This is a genomic window from Bacteroidota bacterium, assembly GCA_041658205.1.
In the GTDB taxonomy this organism is placed as follows: domain Bacteria; phylum Bacteroidota; class Ignavibacteria; order UBA10030; family UBA8401; genus UBA8401.
In genome coordinates, this window is sequence record JBBAAO010000001.1 from 1,816,400 (window position 1) to 1,832,588 (window position 16,189).

The window sequence follows — 16,189 nt, forward strand, 5'->3', positions numbered from 1 at the left end:
GACTTGAATCTTGAAACATGAAACCATGAATCATTTTTTGGTTAGTCTTTCAACTCTGTAATCTTTCCGTACGCTTCCGGGCGACGGTCACGATAGAATTGCCAGACAGAACGGACTTCTTGGATCATTTTCATATCCAAATCACAAATGACAAGTTCATCTTTATCGCGGCTGGCTTGCTTTAGAATTTTTCCACGCGGAGAACAAAAATAACTCTTACCATAAAATTCTCCAATCTTCCACGGCTCTTCCGTCCCCACACGATTGATTGCACCGACAAAATATCCATTGGCTGCAGCGTGTGCCGGTTGTTCCAATTCCCACAGATATTCCGAAAGACCGGCAACCGTTGCAGATGGATTAAAGACGATCTCTGCACCGTTTAATCCCAGAATGCGGGCCCCCTCAGGAAAGTGCCTGTCATAACAAATATAGACGCCAATATCTGCATATTTCGTCTTAAAGACGGGAAAGCCGAGATTTCCCGGTTTGAAATAAAATTTCTCCCAAAATCCGGGTTCCACTTGAGGAATGTGGTGCTTGCGATATTTACCCAGATATGTTCCATCAGCATCGATGATTGCTGCCGTATTATAATAAACACCTTCCATTTCAATTTCATAGATGGGAACGATCATTACCATTTTATATTTCTTTGCATATTTCTGCATCAATTTGATCGTCGGACCATCCGGAATTTTTTCCGTCATCTCATACCATTTTGTTTTTTGTTCTGCACAAAAGTAAGGGCCGTTAAACACTTCCTGCAAACAAAGAATTTGCACCCCTTCTTTTCCCGCCTTCTCTATCATGGGAATGTGTTTGTCAATCATTGCTTTTTTAATTTTGGGGATCGGTTGGTCGTTGGATGTTGCGATAGAACATTGGATGAGACCACCTCTGACGATACGAGACATAAACGCTCCTTTTCAGTGAATGGTGATTACGAAAATACAAAAATGTAGGCTATGTTAAGAAGTTCCGTGCGGATTGTCAATAGAATGGCTTGCAAAAGGAAGAGGGAGAAACAACAACGTCATTCTATCGTTCGACAGAATGACGTTAGTTTGAATAACACCATGATCAAATTAAATCACTAACAGCAAAGGGTTTTCTATGATCTTCTTGAATGATTGTAAAAACTGTGCTCCGATTGCACCGTCAACAACCCGATGATCGCAAGACATTGTTACTTTCATCGTATGACCGGCTACAACTTGACCATTCTCAACCACCGGTTTTTCAATGATTGAGCCAATGGCGAGAATTGCACCTTCCGGAGGATTGATAATGGCGGCGAAGTTTTCAATATCATACATTCCAAGATTGCTCACGGTAAATGTTCCATTCGTGAACTCTTCCGGTTTCAATTTTCCTTCACGAGCACGCTTTGCTAATTCTTTTGTCTCAGACGAAATTTCCAGCAGCGTCTTTTGATCCGTATTGCGAATTACGGGAGTGATCAGACCTTCATCAACAGCCACGGCAACACTCACATCAATACGTCCATGTTGCACTATCTTCTCTGGATAGAAAGAACTATTTGCCTTTGGGTTTTCTCGAAGCGCAAGTGCAACAGCTTTCATAACGATATCATTGTAACTGATCTTGGTTCCGGTTACATCGTTGAATGATGAACGGAAATCCATTGCCCGTTTCATATTCATTTCTATCGTTAGATAGAAATGCGGAATTGTATTTTTGCTTTCCAGAAGACGCTTTGCAATCGTTTTTCGCATCATGGAGAGCGGAATCTCTTTAGTTTGCATCGGTGCAAGAACTTTTCGCGGCATGGATGAGCCACTCTTTCCTTCCACATCTGCCTTCACAATTCTGCCAAATGGTCCACTCCCTGCGACTGTGCGAAGATCAATATTTTTTTCCTGAGCAATCTTTTTTGCAAGCGGAGATGCTTTAACACGCGCATCTGCATTAATAATGGGAGCCGGAGCAGGTGCGGGAATATACGCCGGTGCAACTGAAGGAGCATTTACTGTCGGAGTTGTTTCCGGTTTCGGTGCAGGTGCTACCGGTGAAGATTCCGCAAGAAGAGCAGCAATATCTTCTCCTGCTTTTCCGATGATCGCCAACGGAGCACCAACTTTTACTCCCTCCCCTTCTTTTGCAAATAATTTCAGAATCACTCCTGAATCATATGCTTCCTGTTCCATATCCGCTTTGTCGGATTGAATGTCCGCAAGAATATCGCCGGACTTGATCGATTCGCCTTCTTTTTTCCGCCATTTTAGAATAACACCTTCTTCCATGGTGTCACTCAGTTTTGGCATTAACATTTTTGTTGCCATAATTTTCCTTTGGTATTAACACCTGGCAGGTCTTCAAGACCTGCCAGGTGTAACGAATTAACGATATAATACTTTTTTTACTGCAGCAATAACTTTTTCCGGACTCGGCAATGCTTCGTGCTCGAGATTCTCGGCATACGGCATCGGAATATCTGCGCTGTTGATTTTTTCCACCGGTGCGTCAAGATAGTCGAACGCTTTGGTGTGAATGCGATGCGCAATTTCCGTTCCGACGCTGGCAAATGGCCATGAGTCTTCGACGATAACGCAGCGATTTGTTTTTTTCACCGATTCGAGAATGAGATCTTCATCCAGCGGTCGAATGGTGCGGGGATCGATCACTTCGGCATTGATTCCTTCTTTCTGAAGTTCTTCAGCCGCTTTTAATGCAACAGCAACCATTTTCGTCCAGGCAATGATCGTAACATCACTTCCCTCGCGTTTGATATCTCCTTTTCCGATCGGGATGAGATATTCTTCTTCAGGCACTTCTCCTTTTATTCCATACATCATTTCACTTTCCATGAAGATCACTGGATTATCATCTCTGATGGCAGTCTTCAACATTCCTTTTGCATCATACGGAGTTGACGGAGTCATCACAATTAATCCTGGAACATGGGCAACCATCGATTCCAGCGCTTGTGAATGCTGTGCACCAAGCATATGTGCAGGACCGTTCGGTCCCCGAAAAACGATGGGAACTTTAAATTGACCGGAAGACATGTATCGTGCTTTTGCAGCATGGTTCATAATCTGATCAAACGCAAGGATTGCAAAATTCCATGTCATCATTTCCACAATCGGACGAACACCGATTCCCGTCATCGCCGCACCGATACCGATACCGGCAAATCCAGCTTCGGTAATTGGAGTATCAATCACTCGCTTATCGCCATATTTTTTCCAGAGTCCTTGTGTTACTTTATATGCACCATTGTATTGAGCAACCTCTTCACCCATGATGAACACTCCCGTGTCGCGACTCATTTCTTCATCGATAGCCTGATTGATTGCTTCACGTATTTGTAAAACTGCCATTGTCTTTCCTTTGTTAGAAAGGTGTAGTCCACCTTAATTATGGCTACACCTGATTAATTAATTATGCATAGATATTATCAAACAACACATCCAATGAGGGCTGCGGACTTGCATCAGCAAACTCTACTGCTTCATGGACTTCTTTTTTAATCACTTCTTCCATCGCTTCAATATCGGATTCTTTCAAAACACCTTCGGCAATCAAATCTCTGCCGAATGTTTCAATCGGATCCCGTTTTTTATATTCTTCAATCTCTTCTTTCGTTCGATATTGTCCCGGATCGGACATGGAATGACCGCGGAAGCGATATGTCCGTGCTTCCAAAAATGTCGGAAGATTTTCTTTCCGTGCGCGATCAATAGCGATAGACATTTCGCGATACATTTCAATCACATCCATACCGTTCACTGCACCACGAGCCATTTCATAACCAGCTGCTTTATCATAAAGATGTTCACCTGCCATAGCGCGGGAAATTGCTGTTCCCATACCATAACCATTGTTTTCACAAATGAATATCACCGGAAGCTTCCACAACTGAGCCATGTTCAATGTCTCATGAAGCACACCTTGGTTCGTTGATGCTTCACCCATGAAACAGATCGTAACAGAATCTTTACCTTGATATTTTGTTGCAAATGCCGAACCTGCTGCAAGCGGAGGATGCCCGCCGACAATTCCCCAACCGCCCATAAATCCTTTTGAGAGATCATAAAAATGCATCGAACCACCGATTCCTTTTGATACACCGGTTGCTTTACCGAATAATTCTGCCATACAACCTTTGGACTCCATACCACGTGCAAGTGCCAGACCATGATCGCGATATGCGGTGTAAATAAAATCATCTTCGCGGAGAGCCGAGATAGCGCCGACACCGGTTGCTTCCTGTCCGATATACAAGTGACAGAAACCACCGATCTTTCCTTTTCCATATTCTTGGGCAGCGCGTTCTTCAAACCGGCGAATGAGAAGCATATCGCGGTACATTTTAATTAATTTTTCATTGGACAGATGAAGATCGGCCCAACGCGGTTGTTTTGTATTCTTTTTTTCGTCTTTCATTAAAGATGTTTCCCTAGTATTGTATTCGATGAAGTTGTGTAAAAAAATTATACGAGCTTTTCAGCGTGATATGAGCTGCGCGTGAGCGGACTCGATTGAACATGTTTAAATCCCATTTCCATTCCTTTCACACGATACATTGCAAACTCGTCGGGATGGACGTACCGATCTACCGACAAATGATTTTTCGTCGGTTGCAAATATTGTCCAATGGTAAAGATATCACATTCTACTGCTCGGAGATCTGCCATCACTTCGATTACTTCTTCCGCTGTTTCGCCAAGGCCCACCATAATGCCGGTCTTAGTTGTAAATCCACGGTGCTTCGCCCGTTCCAACAATTCCAATGTACGATGATAATGTGCCTGCGGACGAACTGTTCGATACAACCGCGGAACAGTTTCAATATTATGATTGAGCACATCGGGTTGAGCGTTGAGCACAATATTTAATGCCTCTTCGCTTCCCATAAAATCCGGAATCAACACTTCTACTTTGCACAACGGTAAACGTTTCCGAATTTCTTGAATAGTATTTGCAAAGATATGTGCTCCACCGTCGAACAATTCATCACGATTGACTGAGGTAATCACTGCATGGCGCAATTTCATTAACGCAACTGCTTCACCCACACGACGCGGTTCATCTTCGTCCACAATATGCATCTTACCGGTCTTCACATTACAGAATCCGCAACTGCGTGTACACGTATCACCGAGAATCATAAACGTTGCAGTACCGGAATTCCAACATTCACCCATATTCGGACAGCGTGCTTCTTCACAGACTGTGTGTAGTTTCCGTTCGTCGATCATATTCTTCAAACGGGAATAATTTTCACCGCCGGGAACACGCGCTTTTAACCATTCCGGTTTTCGAACAGCAGACTGTTTTGGTTCTTCAACAGCCGGTATTTCTTGAATGACAATTTCCATTATTATATCGCCTGTGATACATCAAAATTTTCTAAATAATACACCACTTTTTGCATAAACATTCCACCGAGAGCGCCATCAACAATCCTGTGATCGTACGACATAGAAATGTAGACCATTGAACGAATAGCGATCGCGTCATCAATTACCACCGGACGTTTTTTGATCGCACCAACTCCAAGAATAGCAACTTGCGGTTGATTGATAATCGGGAATCCATATAAATTTCCGTATCCGCCGGGATTGGTAACAGTGAATGTGCCTCCGGTTACTTCATCCGGTAATAATTTTTTGTTGCGGGCACGGGTTGCAAGATCATTCAGCGAACGTGCAATTCCAGCAAGATTCTTTTGTTCAGCATTTTTGATTACGGGAACGATCAATCCATTTTCAAGTGCAACCGCAACACCAAGATTGACATCCTTGCGAATGATGATTGTATCTCCATCCACCGAAGAATTTAACATCGGAAAATCTTTAATAGCCTTTACAACCGCTTCAAGAAAGAACGGCGTGTATGTTAAATTGAATCCTTCCCGTTTCTCAAAAGCCGCTTTATTTTTTTCACGGAATTTCACGACTGTAGTCAAATCGGCTTCTGAAAGTGAGCCGACATGTGCCGACGTATGCTTGCTACGCACCATATGTTCCGCAATCGCTTTTCGCATTGTATCCATCTTGATCAACTCAACACGACCGACAGGATACGTAATTGGCTGTGCTGGTTTGAACGATGGTGTTGCAACTGGTGCTACAACACGTTGAATCGGTGCTGAAGCATGTCCACTTTTTTTCTGCTGCACATAGGCGAGAATATCATTTTTAGAAACTCGTCCATTCGATCCTGTACCGGGAATTGTTTCAAGTTCACTTAATGATATACCTTCAGTACGAGCAATGTTCATTACTAATGGAGAATAAAATCGGTCTGAAGAAATTTGTTCTTGTGCATTGTGTTGTTGTACTGAAACAACTGGATGAGTGTTGACAACAGGCTTTGATTCAACCGTAGGAGCGGGTTTTGATACTGGAGCAGAGGCCGAAACAACAGTTCCAACGCCTGTTGAAATTTTTGCAATGACCGTGTTAACACCAACAGTGGTTTGTTCGGGAAATAATAACTCAGCAACAATTCCTGCGGCGGGTGCTGGAATCTCAGAATCAACTTTGTCCGTACTAATTTCAAGAAGTGTTTCATCCTTACCAATTTTATCGCCGACTTTCTTATGCCATTTGGAAATTGTTCCCTCGGCAATGCTCTCACCCATTTGAGGCATGATCACATCTACCAATACACCACCGGAAACAGCAGGCTGTGATTGCTGCGGAGCTGCCACAGACTGTGCAGGAACTGACGCCGGTTTCGGTGCAGATGGAACTGAAGCGGAAGAACTGACGGATGCATTCACATCAGTATTAATCCGCGCTATGACGGTGTTGACGCCGACCGTTGTCGTTTCCTGAAATAATAATTCTGCAATGATACCTGCGGCAGGTGCAGGAATCTCAGAATCGACTTTGTCCGTGCTGATTTCAAGGAGAGTTTCATCCTTCGCGATTTTGTCGCCGACTTTTTTATGCCATTTGGAGATCGTTCCTTCGGCAATGCTTTCGCCCATTTGAGGCATGATCACATCAACTAAAGCCATAATTGTTTACTTTCTATAAATACGTGTTGGAAAATTCCAAATTCTCAATCTCAAATCCCAAAAAAATATTAAAATGCAGCCAGCTCCTTCAACGCTATTACAACCTTTTTTGTGTTGGGAAGAAAAAATTCCTCAAGCGTGGGACTGTACGGCGTTGGTGTATCAATCGCACCGATTCGTTTGACCGGTGCATCCAGATGTTGAAAACAATTATCCGATATCAATGCAGAAATTTCTCCGCCAATTCCTCCAGTGATGGTGTCTTCGTGTGCAATCAATACTTTACCGGTTTTTCGAACGGATGCGTAAATCAATTCGGTATCGAGCGGCATTAGACTTCGAAGATCAACCACTTCCACACTCACACCATGTTCATTCTGTAACACATCAGCAGCTTCCAATGCCATGTGGACCATGGATCCATACGTAATCACAGAAATATCGGAACCAACTCGTTTCACATCTCCTTTTCCGATTTCAACAATGTAATCCGTTTCCGGCACTTCGCCTTTAATATGGCGGTACAATCGTTTGTGTTCAAGATAAAGAACAGGATTATTATCTCGGATAGCTGTTTTGATTAATCCTTTTGCATCGTAAGGTGTTGATGGAGCAACAATCTTAAATCCAGGTTGATGGAAAAACCACGCTTCGGGATTTCGCGAGTGAAACGGCCCGCCGTGAATTCCTGCACCACTCGGCAACCGTACCACCATGGGACATGGAATATGCCATCGATAATGGATAGAAGCAGTGTTATTCACTAATTGACTAAATCCAGTCGTCACAAAATCAGCAAACTGCATTTCCGCAACAGGACGCATTCCTACCACAGCTGCACCGGTTGCCGCACCGAGGATTGCTGTTTCTGCAAGCACTGTATCAACAACTCGACTTTCACCAAAATGATCTAAGAATCCTTTTGTTACTTTGAACGCTCCTCCGAATGGACCAATATCTTCGCCAAGAAGAAATACAGATTGATCTCGCTCCATCTCTTCCCAGAGTCCTTTAGAAATTGCTTCGATATACGTAATATTGGCCAAAATATTTTTTATCTATAAGTTCAATTTAATCAGCATACACACCGACAGCTGCATCTTCTGCAGGTGGATAAGGAGATTCAACCGCAAATTGTGTAGCATCTTCCAGTTCAGCTAAAACTTTTTTCTCGTACTCTTCTTTAAGCTTCGGCGTCAAAATCTTTTTATCTAAAAGCAGTTTCTCAATTCGTTGAACTGGATCTTTCTTTTTCCATTCCGTTAGTAATGTTTTTGGAACATATTCTGCACCATCATGAGCAGAATGGCCATGCATTCTCATCGTAACAGATTCGATCAATGTGGGTCCCTCTCCTGCTCTTGCTCGTTCAACAGCTTCTTTACATGTTTTATAGACCAATTCGAGATCTGTTCCATCGATCGTGTATCCTGGAATTCCATATCCTTTTGCCCGATCAGAATATTTCTCCATCGCTTTTTGTTTGGCAACTGGAGTCGAGTAAGCAAATTGATTGTTTTCAATAATCAAGATCAATGGCAGTTTCATTACCGAAGCCATTGCCAACGATTCATGAATATCGCCGACATTACTTCCGCCATCGCCGATATACGTTAATGCCACCGCTTTTTCTTTTCGCAATTTACTTGCAAGCGCAACACCGACAGCCATTGGAACCATCGCACCGAGATGACTGATATTGCCGTAAATTCGTAACGCCGGGTCAGCATAATGTCCCGTGCCATCTCTTCCTTTGGATAAGGAATTTCCGCGCGCTAAATGCTGCAGCATTAAATGCCGAAGCGTTTGTCCTTTCACAAGATGAGCACCCATGTCGCGATGCATCGGAAAAAGATAATCTTGTCTCTCTAACGCAAATGCACTACCGACAGCTGTCGCTTCATTACCGTTTCCGGTGTACGCTCCGCCGATGATTTTCCCCTGGCGATAGAGTTTTAGGATCGATTCTTCAAACTCTCGCGTCAAACGCATAAAGTAATAGAGCTGAAGGTATTGTTCACGAGAGAGCGAGTCTTTTTTTTTATCTTTTCTTTTTAGTATTCTTTTTTCCATTCAATTTAATTTGTTCCAATTTTTTTACATCAAACAAGTCCTCAGGTCGGCCTGTATTTTTTTTATTTATCATTAAATCAGTCAAATGAATTAAACTAATCCAAGAACCGCCGAGTTTTGTTCGCTTTCTTCTTAAATAACATTGAGAAAAAACTACACCGCTAATCCCAGTGAGAACGTCTATTCTCAATGGAGGATAACCAAACTGAAGAATAAGATCATCACTTAAAAAATCTTTTTCTGATACTTTCAGAGATCCAAAACCAAACTCTTTTAACACGCTAATTACTTTTTTGCCATTTTCTAAATCCGGCTGCACCCAAACATCAAAATCTCCGGTATATCTTGGATATCCATATAAACCTACCGCAAATCCACCCACTACAAGGTATTTAACTTTTTTTGCGTTTAATAACTCGATAAACTCTTTGAAGTTTTCGTTTAGTTCTATTTCCATTTTGTTTATCACTTTTCGTTTGCCGTAAAAATTCAATCGCAATCGCCCGTTCACGAAAACTCTTTTTTGCCCAATATTCAGTATCACTTGGTTCTTCACCAATCTTAAATATCCGAGCAATATTTTTATACATTTTCATAATCTGAACATCATCTAAAAATTAATACGCAGCTAATTTTTCCAATGCGCTTGTAATATGATGTTCTTGCGGAAGTACGGCATTTTCCAATGCAGGTGCAAACGGTATGGGAGCATCAAGTGCTGCAACACGTGCAAGAGGTGCATCAAGATGCTCAAAACAATCTTCCGCAATCTGCATACCGATTTCGGCGCCAAATCCGCCAGTCTTCGTGTCTTCATGAACAACAAGAACTTTACCCGTTTTACGGATGGAGTTGAACACTGTCTCTTTATCCCACGGAATTAATGTACGAAGGTCAATCACTTCAACACTGATTCCTTTTTCTTCCATTTTGCGTGCCGCTTCGGTGGACCGCTGAACCATAAATCCCCACGTTACGACAGTAATGTCACTTCCTTCTCTTTTCACCTTTGCAAGACCAAAAGGAAGACAATAATTGTCATCCGGTTCGTTCGTCGCTGCAAACTGTTGACGATACAATCCTTTATGCTCGCAGAACAGTACAGGATTATCCTCACGGATAGCAGTCTTTAAAAGTCCTTTAGCATCTGCAGCATTCGACGGCATCGCAACCCATAGACCGGGAATATGAGTAAAATATCCTTCGATACTTTGACTATGATAAAGTCCACCCCGAATATATCCACCGGTTGCCACACGAATAACAACCGGACAACTCCAATCGCCGTCCGTTCGGTAACGCATATGAACTAATTCGTCTTTGATTTGCATAAACGCCGGCCAGATGTAATCACCGAATTGGATTTCAACAACTGGTTTGAATCCCCGCACGGCAAGACCGATTGCGGTTCCCATAATGCTTGCTTCAGCTAACGGAGAATTAAAACATCGGTCGGTGCCGAATTTGTTCGTCAAATTTTTTGTTGCCGTGAACACACCACCTTTACCATCCGCAACATCCTCACCGTAGACGACCATCTTTGGATTACGTTTCATTTCCTCGTGCAATGCATGATTGATTGCATCTACCATTACAATACTTTTGCCGGCATGCTCAGGTTCAATAAAGTTTTCTTTCGGCACGACGATTGTGGGAGAAAATACATTGCGTAAGGCAGTGTCCGCTGTAGGACTGTGCGCAGCTTCGGCATAATCCGCTGCATCTTCCACTTCCTTTTTCACTTCAACGCGGATCGCTTCCAATTCTTTTGATGATGCGTATCCATTTTGTGTTAAATATTTTTCGAATTTCGGGATCGGATCTTTTGCTTTGTCTTCTTCAATTTCCTTCGCCGTCATGTACTTTTTCGGATCATCGGACGAGGAATGTGGAAATAAGCGAACGCAATGCGCTTCGATCATTGCCGGACCTTTGCCGCTTCGGCAATATTCAACCGCTTCCTTGGCTGTTTTATATGATGCGATGAAATCTGTTCCATCAACATCAAATGTTTTTAAATTCGGATATGCGCTGTATAATCGCGATACCGATCCGCCAGCAATCTGATCTTTTACAGGAACAGAAATAGCAAACTTGTTATTCTGCACACAGAATACAACGGGAAATTTTTCACGACTTGCCCAGGATACTGCTTCAGCAAATTCCCCTTCACTTGTCGCTCCTTCACCGGAGGAAACGTACGTTACTTCATCGTTTCCTTCTTTCCGCGATCCCATCGCTGTGCCGACTGCTTGTAAATATTGTGTGCCGGTCGGTGATGACTGTCCCACAATGCGGAATTTTTTATCACCGTAATGAGAAGGCATTTGTCTTCCGTGAGAAGATGGCCCTTCGATTCTGTGCATATTTTCGCAGAGAATATCTTTTGCCGTTGAACCCATCGCCAATGAAAATGCAAGATCACGGTAATACGGATACGACCAATCGTATCCCGGTTTCATCGCCATCGCAATCGCTACTTGTGCTGCTTCATGTCCGGGTCCGCTGATATGGAAAAGAATCTTCCCTTGTTTCAATAGATTCATTTCTTTCTCGTCAATAATACGAGCAAGCAGCATGGTACGGTAGGCAAAAAGAAGCTGGTCTTTTTTTAACACACCATTCTTCGATTCGATTGTTTTCATAACTCCGATGGAGTTCACTGTCGGCTTTTTTTCAAGCACAGCGGTTTTTTTTGACGGCATTACGTTAGTTCTCCTCTACTGCAGCTTCATGGTGGTGAAGCAATGATAAAAGATCTTCCTTGGAGATCTGTTTGACCTCCAGCGAAAAGATTTGAGAGAAATGTTTGACGAGATGTTTGTGCACTTCAGTGATATCGATTGATGTTTCGAGAACATTGTGCAGCGATGTTACTCCCTTATGGAAAATTCCACACGGGATGATTCTATCAAAAAATGATAAATCGGTGTTTACATTCAAGGCAAAACCATGCATGGTGATCCACTTACTTACCTTAACGCCAAGCGCTGCAATCTTTTCATTCTTTACCCAAACACCGGTAAATTCTTTTTCACGCCCTGCGGCAATTCCATAAACATTCAATGTTCGAATGATCATCTCTTCAATATCCCGAAGATATCGGTGAATATCTAAGTAATGCTGATTCAAATCGAGAATTGGATACCCAACAATCTGTCCAGGACCATGAAACGTTACGTCGCCGCCGCGATCAATCCAGAACATATCGATCTTCTTTTCGCTCAGTTCGCTTTCATTGGCAAGCAGGTGATTCTCATTTGCTCCCTTGCCGAGCGTAAAGACCGGATCGTGTTCCGTCAACAGAAGTACATCGCCAATGCGTTGTTCCAGCCGAGCAGAAAAGATCTTCTTCTGCAGCTCCCACGCTTCAGCATATTTTGTTCTTCCGAGATCGACGACGAGTAATTGTTTCATAATTTTTACGATAAGATCTCCCAGGTCTCAAAGACCTCGGAGGTCTTATCTAGTTGTTTAAATATGAATCGCACGACCGTATGCATCCAACGCCGCTTCCATAACCCCTTCAGTTAATGTCGGGTGAGCATGGATTGTGTTATACAATTGTTCCGCTGTAGTTTCCAACGTGCGTGCTGTTGCAAGTTCTGCAATCATCTCGGTCGCTTCTGGACCGATGATGTGTGCACCGAGCAATTCACCATACTTTGCGTCAAAAATCAACTTGACCATTCCTTCAGTCTCGTTCAAGGCCAATGCTTTTCCATGTGAACGGAAAGGATATCGTCCAACTTTAATCTCTTTTCCAGCTGCACGCGCTTTTTCTTCTGTCATACCAACGCTGGCAACCTGAGGTTGGCAATACGTACAACCAGGAATGTTGTCATAATCAACTGCGTGCGGATGTTTTCCTGCGATCGCTTCCACGCAAACAATTCCTTCGTGTGATGCTTTATGCGCAAGACATGGCGGACCGGCAACATCGCCAATGGCGTAAACACCATCAATATTTGTTTTTAAATGCTTATCGACTTTAATAAATGATTTTTCCGTCTTTACACCGAGCGCTTCTAATCCAAGATTTTCAATATTCCCTTGTACACCGATTGCACTTAAAACAATATCGGCTTTAATCTCTTTGACACCATCCTTATTCGAATATTTCACTGTTGCTTCTTTACCGGTCGTAACGCTTTCCACTTTTGTATCGACTAACACTTCAATACCGGATTTTTCAAAATTTCGACGAAGGACTTTCGTGATTTCGCGATCTTCAATGGGCAGCAAACTATCGAGCATTTCAATAATCGTCACTTTTGAACCGTACGCATTGTAGATATATGCGAACTCAGAACCGATCGCTCCTGATCCGATGATCACCATGCGTTTCGGAACCTCAGGAAGCACCATCGCTTCAGAACTGGTGATGATCTGTTTATAATCAACCTGAATATTTGGAAGGATACGTGGACGCGCGCCGGTAGAAACGATAATATGTTTTGCATTGATCTTTTCCTTTTTCCCTGCTACATCAACTTCCACAACTCCCTTCGATGCAATCTTTGCAGTCCCATACAGATGATCCACTTTGTTTTTCTTGAAAAGAAATTCAATTCCTTTTGAACTCTTTGTAGAGATATCGCGACTTCTTTTTACCGCTTTTGAAAAATCCGCCGTAAGATTTTCATAAGAGAATCCAAAATCTTCCGCATGTTTAAAAGTAGTCAGTACTTCTGCATTCTTGATTAACGCTTTTGTCGGTATACATCCCCAATTCAAACAAATACCGCCGAGTTTATCTTTTTCAACGACAAGAGTTTTAAGTCCTAATTGTCCTGCTCGGATTCCCGCTACATATCCACCGGGACCGCCGCCAATAATAACAACATCATATTGCTTATCTGCCATAAATTCCTCTCAAAATGAAGAAAGAGGGGTGAGCCCTCTATCCAATGAAAAAGTTGCTAAATATTATTCATGAATAATAACACACTCGACGAACATTATTGTCATTTCAATAAATTTGATGGAGAATATATCGAATTTTGCCCTTAAAATCAACGAATGCTTTACGTGGCAGCCCATACTACAAACATGGAAATAATATTTTCTATGAAATTCCTTGACTAAAGTAAACGAAATTTTGTATTTTATATTAGTTGAATAACACAAAGGTAACCTGTAAGCCAATCCTTGTTATTATTTTCGCCCAGCCATAGCTGTTGTGAATGGAGAGTTGTTTTTATGAGTAAGTCAAAATATGTGACACAAATCTGTACATCGTGCGGTAGGGAATCAAAAATGGAGATTATTGGAGCAGTGGTTGGAGCGGAAAACAAAGTTTGGTATCGATGCACTCGCTGTCACCACAGTATGATGCTCGATTCAGCAGCCAAAATAAAAGAAGATAATATTATAACGTATAACCGAGAAGAATGTGTTAATTACTCCCCCGAAAAGAAATATGATGTAGGTGTTTCAATCTATCATACAGATTGGGATGATATGGGAAGAGTAACGTCCAAAGAAAAGACATCCAGTGGTGGAAATGCCATATGGGTACAATTTGAAAAGAATGGAATTAAGAAATTAATTGAAAATTTACAATTAGCAGATTAATCAACAAACGCCAAATCGTAGGAGGTGAAATAACTTGGTAGGAATCGTCGTAAACGAAAATGAATCAATTGACCGTGCAATCAGGCGCTTCAAAAAGAAATACGAACGCTCAGGGGTTCTGAAAGAATTCAAAAAGCGGACTTTTTTCACAAAACCATCAGTGAAAAAACGTATGAAGTTGGTAAAGGCAGTACGGAGAAACCAACGAACTGAAGAAGAAGAAGCAATGTAAATTAAAAACCCTCGCACTGCGAGGGTTTTTTGTTTCCATCATTTCATGTTTGCTTTTAATACCCTCATTACATTTCCGCCAAGAATCTTTTTTACATCTTTCTCCTTATACCCCCTCTTTAATAATTCTCTTGTAATATTCGGAAGAAAAGTAACATCGTCCATCTCTTTTGGTAATGATTCTACACCGTCAAAATCACTACCAATACCGACATAGTCAGGTCCAACAAGTTTAGCGATATAATCAATATGATCAATCAACACCGAAAGCGAAGGCCGAGCTTCCAGATAATAAGGAGCCAGCACTGAATCAATCGTAAGTTCGGTTTTCCAATGGTCGGTATTCGCGTGTTTAATGGAATCGACGAGCGGTTTGAAATTGGCTCGTATCTCTTTAACACGTGAGGAATAATTGCTGTCGATAAAACCGGAATAGAAATTAATACAAATTACTCCGTTATTTTTCGCTACCGCTTTGATCTGATCATCTTTCAAGTTCCTGCGGCTGGGACAGATGGCATAAACCGACGAATGTGAAACGATCACCGGTTTTTTTGTCATATTGATGACATCCCAGAATGTTCTTTCGCCTGCGTGTGAAAGATCAACCAACACTCCCAGATCATTCAATCGTCCTACTACAGTTTTCCCGAATTCAGTTAATCCTTTGAATGCCAGCGAATCTCCTTTTTCCGTTTCATCAGCAGCTGATGTCGCCCATGATGTGCTGTTATTCCAAGTCAATGTTAAATAATTCATGCCGCGCTTAGCCAGATGATCAAGGTAAGACAAACTATCCTCAATCATATGCCCCCCTTCAACACCTATCAATGCAGCGATTTTACCTTTCTTTAAAATCTTTTCAATTTCTTTGTAGCTCTTGGCAAGCATCATCTTATCAGAACTTCTCCCAACAATGGCTTGCAGTGTATCGATCATGGCATTTGCTCGATTAAAGGCAGTCCCATTTCCATAATCCGTTCCACACCACACAGAAAATATTTGAACATCCACTCCACCTTCTTTCAATCGGACCACATCGGAATGTCCCTCGATTGTCCGAACTGAAAGATCTTCACCTCGCATGGCACGAAGCAACACATCGTTATGCGTATCGACAACGATCGCCTTTTGATGTATTTTTTTATGATCGGCAGAAAATGCGGATATGGCACAACAAAGAATAATTACGATTGATACTTTCATTATTTTCCTTTCAGATGTACGACAATGTAGAGAAGCCATGGTAAAAGTCCAAACAAAAAATAAAAACCCTGAAGTAAATATACTTCAGGGTAACTTCTCTCTTTT

Annotated in this window: 15 protein-coding genes; 2 read left to right on the forward strand and 13 right to left on the reverse strand. The window is 42.1% G+C overall.

Features of this window, described 5'->3' with window-relative positions; genetic code table 11:
- Positions 1–41: 41 nt before the first annotated feature.
- The 12 genes from WDA22_07525 to lpdA all read right to left on the reverse strand — a co-directional run bounded on the left by WDA22_07525 (position 42) and on the right by lpdA (position 13,936).
- Entirely contained in the window at positions 42–917 is an 876-nt protein-coding gene (locus WDA22_07525; protein ID MFA5833308.1) for a nitrilase-related carbon-nitrogen hydrolase, read from the reverse strand.
- Between the two features lie 171 nt (positions 918–1,088).
- Complete coding sequence (locus WDA22_07530; protein ID MFA5833309.1) at positions 1,089–2,306, reverse strand: pyruvate dehydrogenase complex dihydrolipoamide acetyltransferase; 1,218 nt, start codon at positions 2,304–2,306, stop codon at positions 1,089–1,091.
- A gap of 57 nt (positions 2,307–2,363) precedes the next feature.
- Entirely contained in the window at positions 2,364–3,347 is a 984-nt protein-coding gene (locus WDA22_07535; GenBank protein ID MFA5833310.1) for a pyruvate dehydrogenase complex E1 component subunit beta, read from the reverse strand.
- A 61-nt stretch (positions 3,348–3,408) separates the two neighbouring features.
- A complete protein-coding gene (pdhA, locus tag WDA22_07540; protein ID MFA5833311.1) occupies positions 3,409–4,413 on the reverse strand; it encodes a pyruvate dehydrogenase (acetyl-transferring) E1 component subunit alpha in 1,005 nt (334 codons plus the stop codon).
- A gap of 47 nt (positions 4,414–4,460) precedes the next feature.
- Positions 4,461–5,348, reverse strand: a complete 888-nt coding sequence (gene lipA / locus WDA22_07545) for a lipoyl synthase (GenBank protein ID MFA5833312.1) — start codon at positions 5,346–5,348, stop codon at positions 4,461–4,463.
- Between the two features lie 2 nt (positions 5,349–5,350).
- A complete protein-coding gene (gene sucB, locus WDA22_07550) occupies positions 5,351–6,997 on the reverse strand; it encodes a 2-oxoglutarate dehydrogenase, E2 component, dihydrolipoamide succinyltransferase (protein ID MFA5833313.1) in 1,647 nt (548 codons plus the stop codon).
- Between the two features lie 68 nt (positions 6,998–7,065).
- Positions 7,066–8,043, reverse strand: a complete 978-nt coding sequence (locus WDA22_07555; GenBank protein MFA5833314.1) for an alpha-ketoacid dehydrogenase subunit beta — start codon at positions 8,041–8,043, stop codon at positions 7,066–7,068.
- A 25-nt stretch (positions 8,044–8,068) separates the two neighbouring features.
- A complete protein-coding gene (locus WDA22_07560; protein MFA5833315.1) occupies positions 8,069–9,070 on the reverse strand; it encodes a thiamine pyrophosphate-dependent dehydrogenase E1 component subunit alpha in 1,002 nt (333 codons plus the stop codon).
- A complete protein-coding gene (locus WDA22_07565) occupies positions 9,039–9,527 on the reverse strand; it encodes a nucleotidyltransferase (protein ID MFA5833316.1) in 489 nt (162 codons plus the stop codon). The genes WDA22_07560 and WDA22_07565 overlap by 32 nt, the downstream gene beginning before the upstream one ends.
- Positions 9,528–9,687: 160 nt before the next feature.
- The gene (locus tag WDA22_07570; GenBank protein ID MFA5833317.1) at positions 9,688–11,775 is read right to left on the reverse strand and encodes a dehydrogenase E1 component subunit alpha/beta; all 2,088 of its coding nucleotides are present in this window, start codon (positions 11,773–11,775) and stop codon (positions 9,688–9,690) included.
- Between the two features lie 4 nt (positions 11,776–11,779).
- Positions 11,780–12,487, reverse strand: coding sequence for a lipoyl(octanoyl) transferase LipB (gene lipB, locus WDA22_07575; GenBank protein ID MFA5833318.1), 708 nt, complete (start codon positions 12,485–12,487; stop codon positions 11,780–11,782).
- A 57-nt stretch (positions 12,488–12,544) separates the two neighbouring features.
- The gene (gene lpdA, locus WDA22_07580; GenBank protein ID MFA5833319.1) at positions 12,545–13,936 is read right to left on the reverse strand and encodes a dihydrolipoyl dehydrogenase; all 1,392 of its coding nucleotides are present in this window, start codon (positions 13,934–13,936) and stop codon (positions 12,545–12,547) included.
- A 336-nt stretch (positions 13,937–14,272) separates the two neighbouring features.
- Here lpdA and WDA22_07585 point away from each other — a divergent pair, with 336 nt between their 5' ends.
- Both WDA22_07585 and rpsU read left to right on the forward strand, forming a co-directional pair.
- Positions 14,273–14,647 (forward strand): hypothetical protein, encoded by a 375-nt coding sequence (locus WDA22_07585; GenBank protein ID MFA5833320.1) that lies wholly within the window; start codon positions 14,273–14,275, stop codon positions 14,645–14,647.
- Between the two features lie 34 nt (positions 14,648–14,681).
- On the forward strand, positions 14,682–14,879 hold the full coding sequence (gene rpsU / locus WDA22_07590; protein ID MFA5833321.1) for a 30S ribosomal protein S21: 198 nt from the start codon (positions 14,682–14,684) through the stop codon (positions 14,877–14,879).
- 38 nt (positions 14,880–14,917) lie between these two features.
- On the opposite strand, the gene WDA22_07595 is transcribed toward rpsU, so the two are convergent.
- Entirely contained in the window at positions 14,918–16,084 is a 1,167-nt protein-coding gene (locus WDA22_07595) for a dipeptidase (GenBank protein MFA5833322.1), read from the reverse strand.
- Between the last annotated feature and the right edge of the window lie 105 nt (positions 16,085–16,189).